This window comes from Nitratidesulfovibrio vulgaris str. Hildenborough, from assembly GCF_000195755.1.
GTDB classification, from domain to species: Bacteria; Desulfobacterota; Desulfovibrionia; order Desulfovibrionales; family Desulfovibrionaceae; genus Nitratidesulfovibrio; species Nitratidesulfovibrio vulgaris.
Genome location: NC_002937.3, coordinates 1,799,653 through 1,813,412 on the forward strand (window position 1 = coordinate 1,799,653; position 13,760 = coordinate 1,813,412).

Below are 13,760 nucleotides of genomic sequence, written 5' to 3' on the forward strand. Positions count from 1 at the left end.
CGACTATCGGGCTACCGTGCCCCCATGAAGGGAAGGAGTTTCGCAGCAAGCCCACCGGCGACTCCGGCGGCTGCCATGAGCGCGGTCAGCACCAGCTTGCCGCCCTTGCGCTGCTGTTCGGCGTCTTCGAGGGCACTCACGCGCACGTCCAGCGCATCGAGCCGCTGGCCCCTGATGACGCACCGCTCGGCAAGCATGGCCTTGATGACGGCGATGTCGGCCTCTATGCGGGCCAGCCTCTGCTCGTCGGTCACGTTCATATCCCCAGCCCGAGCATCCCCAGCAGGATGCGGCCGATGAGGGCCATCTCCTCCGAGGCGTAGCCGAACCAGCCCACCGAGGGGAAAAGGGCCACGAGAATGGGGCGCACGATGACCTGCCACGCCAGCGCCACGCCGCACAGAAGCCCCACCACCGACCGCCACGAACGGACGAAGCCGATGACGCCGCCTTGCGACGACTGCACTTCGGCGGTGTTGGTCGCCTGCTGGCCCATGAGCCGCTCGTGCTCCTGCTGCCGTTCGGCGCGGCGATTGGGCAGCATGTCGGCCACACGGTCGACCACGCGGCCCGCAAACCCTCCGGTGAGAATGTCGAGCCAGCCCATCACGCCCGCCCGAGGGCCATGTCGCAGCCCCGGCCCACCGTCGCGGAGTCGTAGGGGTGCTGCCCGTTCTCGTGCCTGATGATGCAGGCCACCAGCGCAGGCAGCACACGTGCCACGTCCACGGCTTCGTCAGGTCGCACGCCAAGCCTGTCGGCCACGTGCATGACGTAGGCGTCGGTGTCGTTCTCGGAAGGTGGTGCCCAGCGCGTGATGATCTGGCGTATGGTCTTGAGACCGTGCTTGCGCTGGTAGTTCAGCAGAATGACGCCCATGGCACGGATGCCGTACTCAGGGGTCGAGAAGGTGCAGAAGTCGGGGTCTTGCTGCTCCGGCGTCAGTCCCTTCCACGAGTCGCCGTGTCGGATGTTGCCGGGGTTGTTGTTCCTGATGCCTCTGGGGATTCGCTGGATGGCCATGCGCACTGCTCCGCGTTGTCCCCTCCGGCGCGGGAGGCCGCCGCCCGGCCCACCCGGTAAGCGACCTCCCACGCACTGCCTTGGCGCATCTGAGGGGAGGACTCCGATACGCGAACACCCTACCCCCGGCTTTTCTGCCAATCCGTCAGGGGATAGGCAGGGCACGTCTGGGGATAGGCAGGGCACGCCTACAGCTACTTGACAGGGTTCGACCGACCGCCTAGTTTAACGGATAACAGTAGATGCAAAACGGTAAACGCAGGACGGTAGATGATAGCGTCATTCCGCTGTAAGGAGACCCGCAGCCTTTTCGACGGCGGCACGAGCCGTCGCTTTCAGGCGTTCTCCGCAGTGGCCCTGCGCAAGCTCGACATGCTCGATGCGGCGGTAAGCCTGGACGACCTGCGCATTCCCCCCGCGAACCGGCTCGAAGCCCTCAAGGGCGACAGGCAAGGGCAACACAGCATCCGCATCAACGACCAGTGGCGTGTGTGCTTTGTCTGGCGCGATGGCGCACCGCATGACGTGGAAATCGTCGACTACCACTAGGAGGCCCCCATGCGCATTCGCACCCACCCGGGCGAAGTCCTGAACGAAGAGTTCCTCAAGCCGCTTGGCGTCACCGCCCATGCTCTGGCAGTGGCCCTTGGCGTACCGGCCACCCGCATCGCAGACATCGTGCACCAGCGGCGCGGCGTCTCTGCGGATACGGCAGCCCGCCTCGCGCGCTTCTTCGGCACCAGTGCGGCATTCTGGATGAACCTTCAGTCGGCCTATGACCTTTCCATCGTCGAGCGCGACAAGGGGGCCGACCTCTCGCACATCCGCCCGCACGCCAGCGTGGGCACTTCCCTCTCGTGCTGAGGCCTCTCTTCCACGCCCTCTGCTGACGCCTCGTGCTGGCGCTCCCGACGCCCGCCTTTCTCCCCGTTCCAATGCCCCGTCTCCACGGGGCTTTTCTTCACCCGCCCTCATCCCCCTAGATTTCCATTTTGCACGCAATACAGCGCAACAGTCTGAAATAATTGAAATAAAACCGCAGAAAAATTGCTGAATAATTGCATATCACAACAGCTTGATATGCTTGGCCCTCGTGCCTCTTTGTCACCCTTCAAGCGGTCGCGTCGTCCTTCCAGCCTCACGAGCGTGAACTTTCCGTGGAATGTGGCCCTCGCAGTCCCTGACCGCTACGCGCCTCCTGCCCCTTCACGCCGGGCACAACGCATCCCCAGACTCACGCCACAAACACAAAACCATCCGCATGGCGGATGGTTTCTTTTGGCGAAGGCCTTCACCTTGACGGCGCACAGCCCATCTATATAGAAATTCAACAAGCCAGAACGGCTTGAAATGATGAAAGACTGCCAGCCCTGTGCCCGAGCCTTCGCCTGCGATGCCGAGCTAGGCGTGGTCACGTCAACTCGCTGCGTTCCTTTGTGCTCACCTTCTTCTGAATGGGGCAGCCATGTTCGAACTCACTGGCGAAGACATCTCCCGCCTGAACGACAAAGACCTCCGAACCCTTGTGGCCAAGCTTTGTGAGGCAGAGTTGCGGCGTGTCGGGCTTCCGGTATCAGCGCTGACAGCCGGAGGCGACCAGAACGCCCCGGATGGTGGCATTGATGTGCGAATAGCCCTCCCCCACCACGACAAGGCGACGGACTTCATCCCCAGACCAGACACGGGGTTTCAGGTCAAAGTCCCGGATATGCCGGAAGGCGCTATCACCGCAGAGATGTGCCCCAAGGGTGTTCTCCGCCCTGTGATTCAGGAGTTGGCCCGCAAACACGGGGCATACGTCATCGTCAGTTCGCATGGATCAACAGCGGATGCGCCTCTTAGAAACCGCATTACTGCGATGCAGGATGCGGCCAAGAGCGTTCCTGCTTTGCCAGACCTCCACGTTGATTTTTATGACAGAAATCGTCTGGCGACTTGGGTCAATCAGTATGCTGGGGTCGCGGCGTGGGTGCAGAAGCAGCTTGGCAAGCCGATGTCGGGGTGGCAATCCTATGGCAACTGGTCCGGTCACCCCAACCAGATAGACACGGGCTACATATCCGACGCAACGTGCCGCATGTACGATACTCGAAGTGCAAAAGCGGGAAGCCTCACCGTTGAGACAGGCATAGCCCGTATTCGCGAAGTACTCGCCAATCCGGGCGGTGTTGTCCGTCTCATCGGCCTATCTGGGGTGGGCAAGACACGGCTTGTCGAAGCCCTGTTCGATGACAGGGTGTTGAAAAATGCACTTAGCCAAGCATGGGTTGTCTACACCGATATAGCACACGAACCCACCCCGCCTCCTCGCGACCGCATCCATCGCTTCATCCAAGAGCGTCAAAGAGCGATTGTAGTCGTGGATAACTGTCCGCCTGCTGCCCATCGGAACCTCGTTCAAGTCACTTCAGTCCCTGACAGCCCGGTAAGTCTACTCACCGTGGAGTACGATGTTGGAGAAGATGAACCTGAAGGAACCGAAGTCTTCCGTCTTGAGGCCGCATCCGAGGAAGTCATTGAGCAACTTGTCGAGCGAGTCGCACCCGGTATATCCCAAGTAGACCGCCGCAGGATATCTGAATTCTCTGGCGGAAATGCGCGCATCGCACTCGCGTTGATCCGGACGATCGACCGCCACGAAAGTGTAGCCCACCTTTCAGATAAGGATCTGTTTGAGCGTCTCTTTCATCAGCGCCATTCAGAAAGTGACACCCTGCTTCGTGCTGGCGAAGCATGTGCACTGGTCTACTCCTTCGATGGGGAAACAACGGAAGGTCCAGATGCCGAACTCCCCATTCTGGCTCAACTGGCCGACCTTTCCGTCAACCAACTGCATCGACATGTCCAGGAACTCAAGAAACGGGAATTGATCCAGCAACGCAGCACATGGAGGGCATTGCTGCCACATGCCTTGGCGAACAAACTCGCTCAGAGCGCCCTTGAACACATCCCGCCAGCAACTCTCACAAAAGTCATGGTGGATACTGCCCCAGAGCGCTTGCTCCGATCCTTTTCCCGCAGGCTAGGCTACCTGCACAACTGCCACGAAGCACAACGCATCGTTGGCACATGGCTCGCTGAAGGCGGCCTCTTGGGAAACGTCGCCACCCTATCTCCTCTGCAATGGGACATGTTTCACAACGTTGCGCCTGTGCTTCCTGAAGCAGCCTTGGCAGCCATGGAACGGGCCTTCGCATCTCATGACGCCCTCATGATAGTAGACCTTCACAACCCATACCGGCACGAATGGACATCCCTGCTTTCTAAGCTTGCCTTCGATGCCGCGTTATTTGACAGGGCTGCGGGTCTGCTTGCACGTTTTGTCATTGCTGAACCGCAAGGGCACAACAATTCATCTAATGAGCAGTTCACGGGGCTTTTCAAACTCCACCTCTCCGGAACATATGCCTCTGTGCAACAGCGCTTACAGGTCGTCGACACCCTATTGCGTGCAACGAAAATCCGGACAAAACAGGTCGGTCTCGACGCGTTGAATTCTATGTTAGAGGCTTGGCACTTCTCTTCTATTTGTCTCTTCGAATTCGGTGCTCGCCCCCGTGACTTCGGTTGGCATCCAAAGAATTACAGTGAGGCCGCAGGCTGGTACCACGCCGTACTCAGTTTCATCTCAGAGAGAATGGTCGCTGACGACAACCTTGCCGGTCAACTCGCTTCCATTGTAGCCAATCGTTTTCGTGGACTTTGGGTCAAGGCCCGTATGTACGATGAACTTGAATCGTTGGCCACGAAACTAGCGGAAAAGGGAAGCTGGATAGAGGGGTGGGTTAGCATTCGAAGAACACTGAAATATCATGCCTCGAAAATGCCAGAAGATACCCTGAAACGACTACAGCACCTCGAAGCAACGCTGCGACCGACGGAGTTGCTGGAGCAAGCCAGGGCCTATGTGTTGCTTCCACAATCCTTAGCATTCGACATCGTGGAAGCCGAAGGAGAGGATGGGGAAGAGTACGATTACGATGCGCTTCGAAAAGCCGATGATAGAGCTGAAGAGCTTGGGCGTATAATCGCGTCAAGGCCTGAAGTCCTTGGCCAACTTCTCGTCGACCTCGTGCGGGGGCGCGAAGCCGGGCGACGTTGGCATTTCGGTGTTGGTCTCGCAACAGCTTCAGCAGATATGGATGCGATGTGGCAAACCCTGACATCGGCTTTTAGGTCTGTTCCCGAACAAGAGCGAAACACATTTGTACTGCGGGGCTTCCTTGCCGGGGCGTCCCGCCATGCAGCCGACAAGGTCGCTGCATTTCTCGACGCCGCTGTCACCGACCCCGTACTTGGTCAACATTTCCTTTATCTACAGTGTGCCGTTACGATTGATGAGCAGGGACTCCAACGCCTATTTGAGGCACTACGAGTGAATCTCGCTCCTATCGAAACGTTCCGGTGTCTTCCGGAAAACATGATGACCAACACGATATCCCCTACCAATCTCCAGCGATTCCTCCTTGAGTTAGCAGCACGTCCAGATGGAACGGTAATCGCCATCCATATTTGGAGTATGCAGTTCTGCATTCTGGATGGGAAAAAAAGGATCGTCACACCAGAGCTTATACGCTGCGGGCGTGACCTCCTCATGCGATACGACTTTAAAAATGTGAATACCCATGACGAGTGCGATTTTGCAGCGATTTTTCGAGAATGTTTAACTGAAATCGACAGTGATACGTTTGTTCAAGCAATGTGCCACACACTCAATGAGGCAATCTCTAATGAAGTGGAGTCTTCATACTACTATTCAGAAATAATTGAAGAACTTTTCATCACTTCACCATCGATTGCGCTGAACACATTCATGCTGCAAGGAAATGAAAAGATTGCAGAGATAGTTGTGCACTGCCGGTGGGAACATGACGCCTATCCTCTTGAGAAGGTGCCACTGAATACCTTGCTTGACTGGGCCAGTGAAGAGCCACAAGCGCGATTCCCTGCTATGGCATCCGCGACGCCTCTTTTTACGAACCCGCCTGACCAAGCCGCGAAACTTTCCCCCCTTGCTCTTAGCCTGATTGATGCCGCGCCAGACAAAGGCACCATGCTTGATTGTTTCCAGCGCAATTCAACCCCAGACAATTGGCTCAACCCCTTCGCTCCATCTCTGGACGAGTGCAGGGCAGCCCTAGCCCCGCTCATGAATCATCCCGAACCTGTTGTCGCCTCGCGTGCGCGTGAGTGGAGTCAAGAACTGGCAAGAGAGGCTGAACAGGAACGCTTACGGGAACGCAAGAGAGATGAGCGCTTCGAGTAGGTTCCGGGCTATCCCGCAGGATGCATAGGCATAGCCACTCCATGGGAGAGGTCAACGGTTTCATCCTTCACGTCACCTTCACCATGCGCGGCCAGACGTTCCGCATCATTTCCGCACGGCGCGCCAATGCTCGCGAAAGGAGGAGCTATGAAGAAAAAGCCTGATGAGACCTCCACCCGGCTTTCCCTGGCTGCACTGCGCAAGCAGTCCTCCCGCACCGACTGGCAGCGCGTTGCAGCCCTCACCGATGCAGAGATTACCGCAGCCGCCGAAAGCGACCCCGACGCCCTCCCCCTCGACGACACCTTCTTCGATGTGGCGCGCCGTATGCCGCACGACTAGGCGGCACGAAGCCCCCCTCCCCCCAAAAACAGAAAGCCCCGCTCAAGCGGGGCTTCTTCATGACCGACACACGCGTTACCGTAAGCCTCACCGCCACACCGCCCGCCTACACCCCAACTCCCGCAGCCACCCAGCGTTCAAGCTGCGTCGCCGTGGTCACGGGTCTACCGCCGATGTAGCGCACCGGAAGGGCCGCCTCGGTGATGAGCGGCTTCAGCACCTTGCGGGTCATGCCCGTGGCCTGTTCAATCTCTTCCCAACCCACCAGCCACACCCGTGGCAAGCGCGCCTCTCGTGCGTCGTGCGTCGCCGTCGTCTCATACATGGCTAGCCTTCCTCGATGCCCACGACCCGCGTCGCCTCGATGAACGCGCGCAACTGTTCGGCCTCCACGCGGTAAAGCGGCTTGCGCACCGTCCCCACGTTGCTGGCCACCAGTTGCCCGGTGCGGATGAGTGCCCGCACTCGCTTGGCGTCCAGCGCCAGTGCGCGCCCCACCTGCCTAACCGTGAGCATGGTCTCCATGCAGCACCTCCCCGATGTGCAGTACGGCGGCCCGCACCCTTTCGTTGCGGAACGCGAGATAGGCCGTGGTGCTCTTGGGGTCTGCGTGCCCCAGCGCCTTGACCACCTCGTAGAACGGGTCGACGGGTTCGCCCGACGCCACCCGCGCCAGCATGAACTCGTAGACCATGTTGGCGAAGGTCTTGCGCAGGGCATGGCACCCCACCTTGCCCACGATGCCCACCGACCCGAACGCCTCCTGCAGGATGCGCCACGCCGTCTCGCGGCGTATGGGCCGGTTGCGGGCGTTGCGCGACCGAAAGAGAAAGGTGTCCACATGCCACGACCCGGCAGCGTGCAGCGCGTCAATCTGCCGCCAAATGGCCTGACGCGCCACGGGCGCGAGATACACGGTGCGGCCCTCGCGCTTGCCCTTCATGGCCCTGCGCGGCACAGCCACCTCACGCACTACCAGCCTGCCGCGCACTACATCGCGAATGCGAAGCGACAGCATCTCCGAGATGCGGAACCCCGCGTTCACGCCCAGCACGAACAGGCAGTGGTTGCGTACGGCGTGGTAGCCACCAAAGGCACGGGATGCCCGGCGCACCTCGTCCAGCGTCAGCGGTCGGCAGCCCTTCATGCGTTCCCCTGCTGCGATTCTTGACCCACAATATGCAAAAGACTATGAATCCTGTTCATTTTCATATCGCCTTCAAGGAAGTCATGATGGACACGCAGACGCAGCAGCCCCCCGCAGCGAACAGCGGCGACGCGAAGAACACTAGCACCCCCAAGAGAATAAAAGCCTTGGTAGCGTGGTGGAAAAGCATCGCCAAACTGGTAGCCATTACGATTGTCGTCATCTTTTTAGCCACTATCATCTGGCTCTGCGGAGCACTCGCCACGCACCACGGCATCTTCAATTCTAAGGTCAGCTTCGGTGAGTTGGAACAACTCGAAAACACCTTCTCCCCCGTGAATGCCTTCTTCGCTGGTCTCAGCGGCATAGGCATCATCGTGACCCTCTTCCTGCAACAGACTCAGATATCTGGAGCCAAGAAAGATGCGGAAGAGAATAACGGTAGACTTGAAAAACAACTCACAATTACGCAAGAACAATTTAAATTAGAAAGATTTGAAAGCATTTTTTTTAACCTACTATCAATACACAACGAAAATTCTAGAGAAATAAGGAATAGTAATTTTAGTTTTATCAGCCTCGTAAACGATTTAGGAAGTGCAAAAAAAGGACACAATTCACTTTATCAGCAGATCAAAAGCCTAGATGATGCAATAAATTTTATTCCATTATCAAAAAAAGAAGCAGCAAAATTCGAATTTGATGAATATTTCAACACAACTGACTACACGATATGCATATTTGCAAGGATATACAAGCAGCACAAGAATTCAATTATGCACTACTACAGACACCTCTACCACCTCATCAAATACACTAACAAAACGTTCGACGACGCCCCCGAAAAACGTCGACTCTACATGCGTATCATCAGGGCACAATTCACGGCTGCGGAGCACGTAGCTCTCTTTTACAATGCCCTCTACTATGCCGACCCAGAAGACAGAAACGAAGCCCAAGCAGCCGGACAGCCCGCCCCCGAAGGGCAGCAAGAGAGCACGACGACGCCAGCCAGCAAATTCAAGCGGCTCATTGAACGAAATGAGCTACTGCACGAGATGGACAAGTCCATGCTCATCTACCCAGAAATACACGAACATTTTTACGACAAAAAAGCCTATGGCGACGATTAACACCCCGCCCTGCCTCACTGCACCCACGACGGCCTCCGGCCCTCGTTCAGCGCAGCCCGCAACTCGCGCACCCGCGCAAGGTTGCGTTCGCGCATCTCGTCGGTGATTTCCATCGGCTCATCCCCGGTACGCTGCTGGTCGAGTTGCGCCCGCACCACCGCCATACGCCGCGCCTCCTGCAATCGCTCGTGCGCCGTGCGAATGTCCGCGCTCGTGGGCCAGAACCGCGAATGTGCCCGCGCCTCGTCCACCGCGTCGTCGAACTCGCCGCAGGTCATGGCCCGGCAGTCCTTGGCGTAGTCTTCCGCTAGCACATCGATGCTCTCTATCTGCCGCGACCGCGGATAATGCAGCGCCAGTCGCACCAGCGCGGCCCGCACATGTGCGGCGGTCAGTTTCAGGTCTCTGGCGTTCATGCGCGCACCTCCTTCTGCTTGCGGGCCTCCTCCAGCAACCGCGAATACGTATCCGGCTCTCGCCCGGCGTCAGATGCCGCTCCCTGCACGTCGTCCACGTCCGGCGACTTGAGCCACCACCGTTCGGCAAGGAACCGCTTCAGCCCCGGCGCATAGCCACGCTTCCAGCGCGGTGTCTCGCCCCACTCCTCGATGGCCTGTGTGATGCGTGCCAGCCCCGGCCACACCCGCCCGGCGCGGAGCATCTTGTACGCATCATGCCCGGCAAGCGGAGCCTCGCAGCGGGCAAGACGGTCGTACAACTCGCGCAGTTCGAGAAACTCCATGCTCGCGTCCAGCGCACCGTCGAGCACGTCGGGCGCTTCCGGCTCCACCCTGTCGCCCGACCACTCTTCGGCCTCATGGTGTTCAGGGCAAAGCCCGTCCCCACCCTCGGGCACGTCTACACGCGCCCGCGCGCGACCTTCGTTCACTGTACTACCTTGGGGTGTAGTATTCTTACTTCTTAACTTCTTAGGAGAAGGAAGAGGGGTTGACGAACCGTTCCACGCTTTTTCCACGCAATCCAACGCTTCGTTGCGATTCGTTTCCGTGCGGTTGAGCTTGCGCTGCCTACGTGCTTCGGCTGAGGCCTTCCCTGCTACCGAAGCCGCGACCCTCCGCGCCTCACTGCCTGAAACCCACGGGTTGTGCTCCTCCCAGTCATGCAGGCGAAGCCCCTCCGCATCTTCGTCAATCCACAGGCCAAAGCAGGTGGCAAAGAACCTCCCCTCTTCCCCCTCCCATCCAGCGGCTAGCTCCACGTCTTCACCATCCATACCCCGCAAGTTGCCATCAGGCCGATTCTGCGCCGCCCATATCCAAAGGACTTGAAGAGCCATCACGCCCTCAAGACCTAACCGCCTGATTGTCTTCTTTGTCTTCGGGTGTTGCCAGAAACCGACGGAAATGCGTATGTCCGTATTCACTGTTTTGAACTCCTCGCCATAACTCAACACCAAGGAAATCTCATGCCGGAAACAAAACTCGAACTGCCACACAGACCCGCAACGACCATCACCTACGAAGATGACTGGGTGTACATCCAGCAAACGGGCGCATCAGGAGACGTTGATCGCGTCGCACTGCATTCGGATGACCTTCAAACCATCATTGATTTTCTATGCGACATAGCTGGATTGGAGACTCTCGCCCCTAGCTGGCACTCTCCTTGCGTTGCCGTTGCTGGCCCTGCCTGTCCGCAGGGCCTTTTTGCTGGCCTACTTCACAGTCCCCCCGGCACGGCCTGTTGCCCCACGCCCACCCGCGCGGGCATCGGCCTAGCCCCTCCGGGCTTGTGGCCTGTCTGAAATGCGGGCAGTCACGATGCCTCATGCCCAATCCGCCTTTGACGCCACACATCGACCACGGTATCTGCACATAGAAAGAGGACTCTCCATGCTACAGGCCGTCACCTATGCCGAGGCCCGCCAGAGGCTTGCGGCCATTATGGACAACGTGTCCGACTCCCATCAGCCAACCATCATCACGCGCTACAAGGCGCGACCAGTAGTCTTGATGTCGTTCGACGACTACAACAGCATCATGGAGACGGCACATCTGCTTCAGTCTCCCGCCAACGCCGCACGTCTCCGCGCATCTCTCGAAGCTGTCAGCACAGTTGATAAGCAGAGCTGACGCTTCTACCCCCGCCCTTCCCGGCTCGCCGTGTCCCCATGTAACCGCACCCACTCCGTGCGGTACTTGGCGCACGTCTGTTCGCATTCGCGCATGTGGTCTTCCATGAGGGCCGCAACCGTGCGCGGGTGCGCCGGGTGCCTGCCTTCCAGTGTTCGCACCGCTTCGTGCAGCCGTAGCAACGTAGGGTAGTCGTCCAGGCATTCGGCCTCGCACGTCTCCCGGTCGGGGGGCGCTTCGCCCACGGGCACAGCCTTCATGCCCAGCGGTTCCAGCAGATAGCCCACCGCCATACGCACCGCCTCTTCCGCCCCTGCCTCCACCCCACGCGCCAACAGCAGACGCACCCGGTCTAGCGGGTTGCGTTCTGCATCGTCAGAGATGTCGGGGTTGCGGCAGTAACGGCCTATCTGGTTGTGGCCCACAGAGAAGATGCGCTGCATTCCCGCAAGGCCGAGGGCCTCGCGCAGCGCAGCCATCACCTCCCACGACCGCGCCGGAGGCAGAACTGGGGGGCGAGGCGAGATCATTTCACCCTCGCCACAGAGGGCATGGTGGGTGATGATGGAGGGGACGGGGGCCACAGGTCGGGACGGATAAGCGAAAAAGTGAGGCCAAGCCGTTGCATATAGCGAGCAACAGATTCAACATCTGGCTCTGCCACACCCCGACAGTGTTTCCAAACAGAGGCTTTAGTCACCCCTGAAAGGTTTGCCATCTGCTCGTAGGTAAGCCCCTTCTCGACTCTGAATTTCTCCAGTGCGTTCATCATGGCTAAACTGTTTACTACGGTAAACATAAGGTCAAACAAAAACACATCCCAAAGGAAACGACTATGCGCTACCCAGAGGGTATGGCTTTACAAAACAAATTTCCGATACTTTGGGATTGTTTCCTTCAGCGCATCAATGACGCGCTCAAGGCGACCACGCAGGAAGAGCTTGGCCGTCGTCTTGGCGTTGGAAAGAGCGCAATCACCAAATGGCGTCATGGCAGCACCAGAGGGGCCGACCTTCAGGACTTCCTCAGGTATTGCGATGTACTCGGAATTGATTTTTGTGGAATCATCAACGGCACTCCGACACCGACGTATTCACCGTCACCGTTCGAGATAGCCCTTACCGGAGTGCTGGACAGCTTTCTCTCCGTCCACAACCTCACGCACGAAAAAGCCGCTTCAAGCCTCTGGCCTGAAACGGCGAACGGTGCAGCCAAACTAGGGAGCATACTCACTGCGAAAGAGCCACTCACCCCTGAAGTGCTCATGCAGCTGTGCTTGCTGATGGAAGAAGACCCCGGCAAACTGCTGCGCCTTGCCCGTGAACGCGTCCAGCCGGAAGGTGAGCAAATATCCGGCAACGCCAAGTCCGCTTAGCGCTCATCAAGGGCGGAGCAAAGGCAAAGCCACATCGGAAACGCCCTGTGCTGCGCTTGATGAAGCGAACATCAGAACCAGATTGAACCAATGCCCTCGTAGGCAACAGAACGCTTACAAGGCTTCAAATTACCACCGTAACGCCCCCGTCAGGGGGGCTATTTTTTTACCTGCCCTCTGGGTATACTCCCCCCGGTTCAACAACGTTCATAGCAGCCCACACATTCCCATCGCATGAAGCAGCACACGCCCAAACATACGCCCGCCAAAGCGGTCGACCTCTTCTGCGGTGCGGGGGGGTTCAGTCTTGCCGCCCGCAATCTGGGTATAGAGGTCGTTGCCGCACTTGAGAACAACCACTATGCTGCCGCGACATACCGCCATAACTTCATAGAAGGCTCCCGCCGCCCCCCCCTGCTCTTTGAGGGCGACATTCTGGCCATATCGCCAGAAGCCTTCATGCAGGCTGCAAACCTCACTCCCGGCGGAGTCGATATCATCATGGGCGGCCCTCCCTGTCAGGGTTTTTCCACGCATCGCATCAAAGGGGCAGGGATAGACGACCCCCGCAACACGCTGCTTCTGCGTTACTTCGAATATGTGCAGGCCATTCGCCCGCGCTATTTTCTTGTCGAGAATGTGCCCGGCCTACTTTGGCCTAGGCACGAAGAGTACCTGCAAAGATTCTACAAACTGGCTACAGAGGCAGGCTACCATGTCTCTCCACCGCAGGTGCTCAACGCACGCGATTATGGCGTTCCGCAAAACCGAAAGCGCGTTTTCATTCTCGGCACAGCTGGGGGGCACACTCTGCCAGATTGGCCCCCACGCCCCACACACTTCGCCCCTGAAAGCTCTCAGGTTCGTGCAGAGGGTCTCCCTGCTTGGTGTACAGCAGCACAAGTTTTCGCCACTGAACTGGCAAACGACGACCCAAACGCCATACACCTCAACCATCGTCCAGAAATGGTAGAGGTGTTCCGCAGCACCCCGCTCAATGGTGGCAGCCGGCAGCAATCATGCCGCGTTCTTCCCTGCCACCGGAATCATAACGGTCATAAGGATGTATACGGCCGCATCAACCCCGACGCTCCCGGCCCGACCATGACCACAGCTTGCACCAATCCTTCCAAGGGGCGCTTTCTTCACCCTACGCAGCACCACGGCATCACAGTGCGTCACGCTGCTCGCTTTCAAACCTTTCCGGAGACGTTCACCTTCAAAGGTGGCATCATGGCTGCCAGCGCACAGGTGGGCAATGCTGTGCCCATAGACCTTGGCATGGCTGTCATACGCCCGCTACTAAGCGCTTTACCCGCCTGCATAGCACGCCAAAGTCAGTAGACGCTTTTCTTTTTTATCGTGCCTTGATACAGGACTG

The 13,760-nt window shown here is 58.3% G+C and carries 18 protein-coding genes; 8 read left to right on the forward strand and 10 right to left on the reverse strand.

Annotated features, from left to right (window positions below; translation table 11 throughout):
* Positions 1 to 11: 11 nt before the first annotated feature.
* From DVU_RS08205 to DVU_RS08215, 3 genes are read right to left on the reverse strand one after another with little or no spacing between them, the layout of a single operon-like run.
* Positions 12 to 260 (reverse strand): hypothetical protein, encoded by a 249-nt coding sequence (locus DVU_RS08205; RefSeq protein ID WP_010939014.1) that lies wholly within the window; start codon positions 258 to 260, stop codon positions 12 to 14.
* Entirely contained in the window at positions 257 to 607 is a 351-nt protein-coding gene (locus tag DVU_RS08210; RefSeq protein ID WP_010939015.1) for a hypothetical protein, read from the reverse strand. Before DVU_RS08210 ends, DVU_RS08205 begins: the two co-directional genes overlap by 4 nt.
* On the reverse strand, positions 607 to 1,023 hold the full coding sequence (locus DVU_RS08215; RefSeq protein ID WP_010939016.1) for a hypothetical protein: 417 nt from the start codon (positions 1,021 to 1,023) through the stop codon (positions 607 to 609). Before DVU_RS08215 ends, DVU_RS08210 begins: the two co-directional genes overlap by 1 nt.
* A 270-nt stretch (positions 1,024 to 1,293) precedes the next feature.
* Between DVU_RS08215 and DVU_RS08220 the strand changes: the two genes are divergently transcribed.
* From DVU_RS08220 to DVU_RS08240, 4 genes are all read left to right on the forward strand, one after another.
* Complete coding sequence (locus tag DVU_RS08220) at positions 1,294 to 1,572, forward strand: type II toxin-antitoxin system RelE/ParE family toxin (protein ID WP_010939017.1); 279 nt, start codon at positions 1,294 to 1,296, stop codon at positions 1,570 to 1,572.
* A 9-nt stretch (positions 1,573 to 1,581) separates the two neighbouring features.
* Positions 1,582 to 1,887 carry a HigA family addiction module antitoxin gene (locus DVU_RS08225; RefSeq protein WP_010939018.1) on the forward strand — a complete coding sequence of 102 codons (306 nt, stop codon included), beginning with the start codon at positions 1,582 to 1,584 and terminating at the stop codon, positions 1,885 to 1,887.
* 601 nt (positions 1,888 to 2,488) lie between these two features.
* On the forward strand, positions 2,489 to 6,289 hold the full coding sequence (locus tag DVU_RS08230) for a hypothetical protein (protein WP_014524399.1): 3,801 nt from the start codon (positions 2,489 to 2,491) through the stop codon (positions 6,287 to 6,289).
* A 147-nt stretch (positions 6,290 to 6,436) separates the two neighbouring features.
* The gene (locus tag DVU_RS08240) at positions 6,437 to 6,631 is read left to right on the forward strand and encodes a hypothetical protein (protein ID WP_010939024.1); all 195 of its coding nucleotides are present in this window, start codon (positions 6,437 to 6,439) and stop codon (positions 6,629 to 6,631) included.
* A gap of 106 nt (positions 6,632 to 6,737) precedes the next feature.
* Here DVU_RS08240 and DVU_RS08245 read toward each other — a convergent pair whose 3' ends face one another.
* From DVU_RS08245 to DVU_RS08255, 3 genes are read right to left on the reverse strand one after another with little or no spacing between them, the layout of a single operon-like run.
* The gene (locus tag DVU_RS08245) at positions 6,738 to 6,956 is read right to left on the reverse strand and encodes a hypothetical protein (RefSeq protein WP_010939025.1); all 219 of its coding nucleotides are present in this window, start codon (positions 6,954 to 6,956) and stop codon (positions 6,738 to 6,740) included.
* Between the two features lie 2 nt (positions 6,957 to 6,958).
* On the reverse strand, positions 6,959 to 7,147 hold the full coding sequence (locus DVU_RS08250) for a helix-turn-helix domain-containing protein (RefSeq protein WP_150103621.1): 189 nt from the start codon (positions 7,145 to 7,147) through the stop codon (positions 6,959 to 6,961).
* Positions 7,134 to 7,778: a tyrosine-type recombinase/integrase gene (locus DVU_RS08255; protein WP_010939026.1), complete on the reverse strand. Its 645-nt coding sequence runs from the start codon at positions 7,776 to 7,778 to the stop codon at positions 7,134 to 7,136. Before DVU_RS08255 ends, DVU_RS08250 begins: the two co-directional genes overlap by 14 nt.
* Positions 7,779 to 7,861: 83 nt before the next feature.
* Between DVU_RS08255 and DVU_RS17045 the strand changes: the two genes are divergently transcribed.
* Entirely contained in the window at positions 7,862 to 8,911 is a 1,050-nt protein-coding gene (locus DVU_RS17045; RefSeq protein WP_241158699.1) for a putative phage abortive infection protein, read from the forward strand.
* 14 nt (positions 8,912 to 8,925) lie between these two features.
* Here the strand turns inward: DVU_RS17045 and DVU_RS08270 are convergent, their stop codons facing one another.
* Both DVU_RS08270 and DVU_RS16845 read right to left on the reverse strand, forming a co-directional pair.
* Positions 8,926 to 9,327 (reverse strand): hypothetical protein, encoded by a 402-nt coding sequence (locus tag DVU_RS08270; protein WP_010939028.1) that lies wholly within the window; start codon positions 9,325 to 9,327, stop codon positions 8,926 to 8,928.
* A complete protein-coding gene (locus DVU_RS16845; protein WP_223295076.1) occupies positions 9,324 to 9,800 on the reverse strand; it encodes a hypothetical protein in 477 nt (158 codons plus the stop codon). Before DVU_RS16845 ends, DVU_RS08270 begins: the two co-directional genes overlap by 4 nt.
* A gap of 964 nt (positions 9,801 to 10,764) precedes the next feature.
* Between DVU_RS16845 and DVU_RS08280 the strand changes: the two genes are divergently transcribed.
* On the forward strand, positions 10,765 to 11,004 hold the full coding sequence (locus DVU_RS08280; protein ID WP_010939030.1) for a type II toxin-antitoxin system Phd/YefM family antitoxin: 240 nt from the start codon (positions 10,765 to 10,767) through the stop codon (positions 11,002 to 11,004).
* A 5-nt stretch (positions 11,005 to 11,009) separates the two neighbouring features.
* Here DVU_RS08280 and DVU_RS08285 read toward each other — a convergent pair whose 3' ends face one another.
* On the reverse strand, positions 11,010 to 11,483 hold the full coding sequence (locus tag DVU_RS08285; protein WP_164561408.1) for a hypothetical protein: 474 nt from the start codon (positions 11,481 to 11,483) through the stop codon (positions 11,010 to 11,012).
* Positions 11,484 to 11,530: 47 nt separating this feature from the next.
* On the reverse strand, positions 11,531 to 11,803 hold the full coding sequence (locus DVU_RS08290) for a helix-turn-helix domain-containing protein (RefSeq protein WP_319417548.1): 273 nt from the start codon (positions 11,801 to 11,803) through the stop codon (positions 11,531 to 11,533).
* A gap of 36 nt (positions 11,804 to 11,839) precedes the next feature.
* Between DVU_RS08290 and DVU_RS08295 the strand changes: the two genes are divergently transcribed.
* Positions 11,840 to 12,379 carry a helix-turn-helix domain-containing protein gene (locus DVU_RS08295; RefSeq protein ID WP_010939033.1) on the forward strand — a complete coding sequence of 180 codons (540 nt, stop codon included), beginning with the start codon at positions 11,840 to 11,842 and terminating at the stop codon, positions 12,377 to 12,379.
* Between the two features lie 234 nt (positions 12,380 to 12,613).
* Positions 12,614 to 13,723, forward strand: a complete 1,110-nt coding sequence (locus tag DVU_RS08300) for a DNA cytosine methyltransferase (RefSeq protein WP_010939034.1) — start codon at positions 12,614 to 12,616, stop codon at positions 13,721 to 13,723.
* Positions 13,724 to 13,760: the final 37 nt, after the last annotated feature.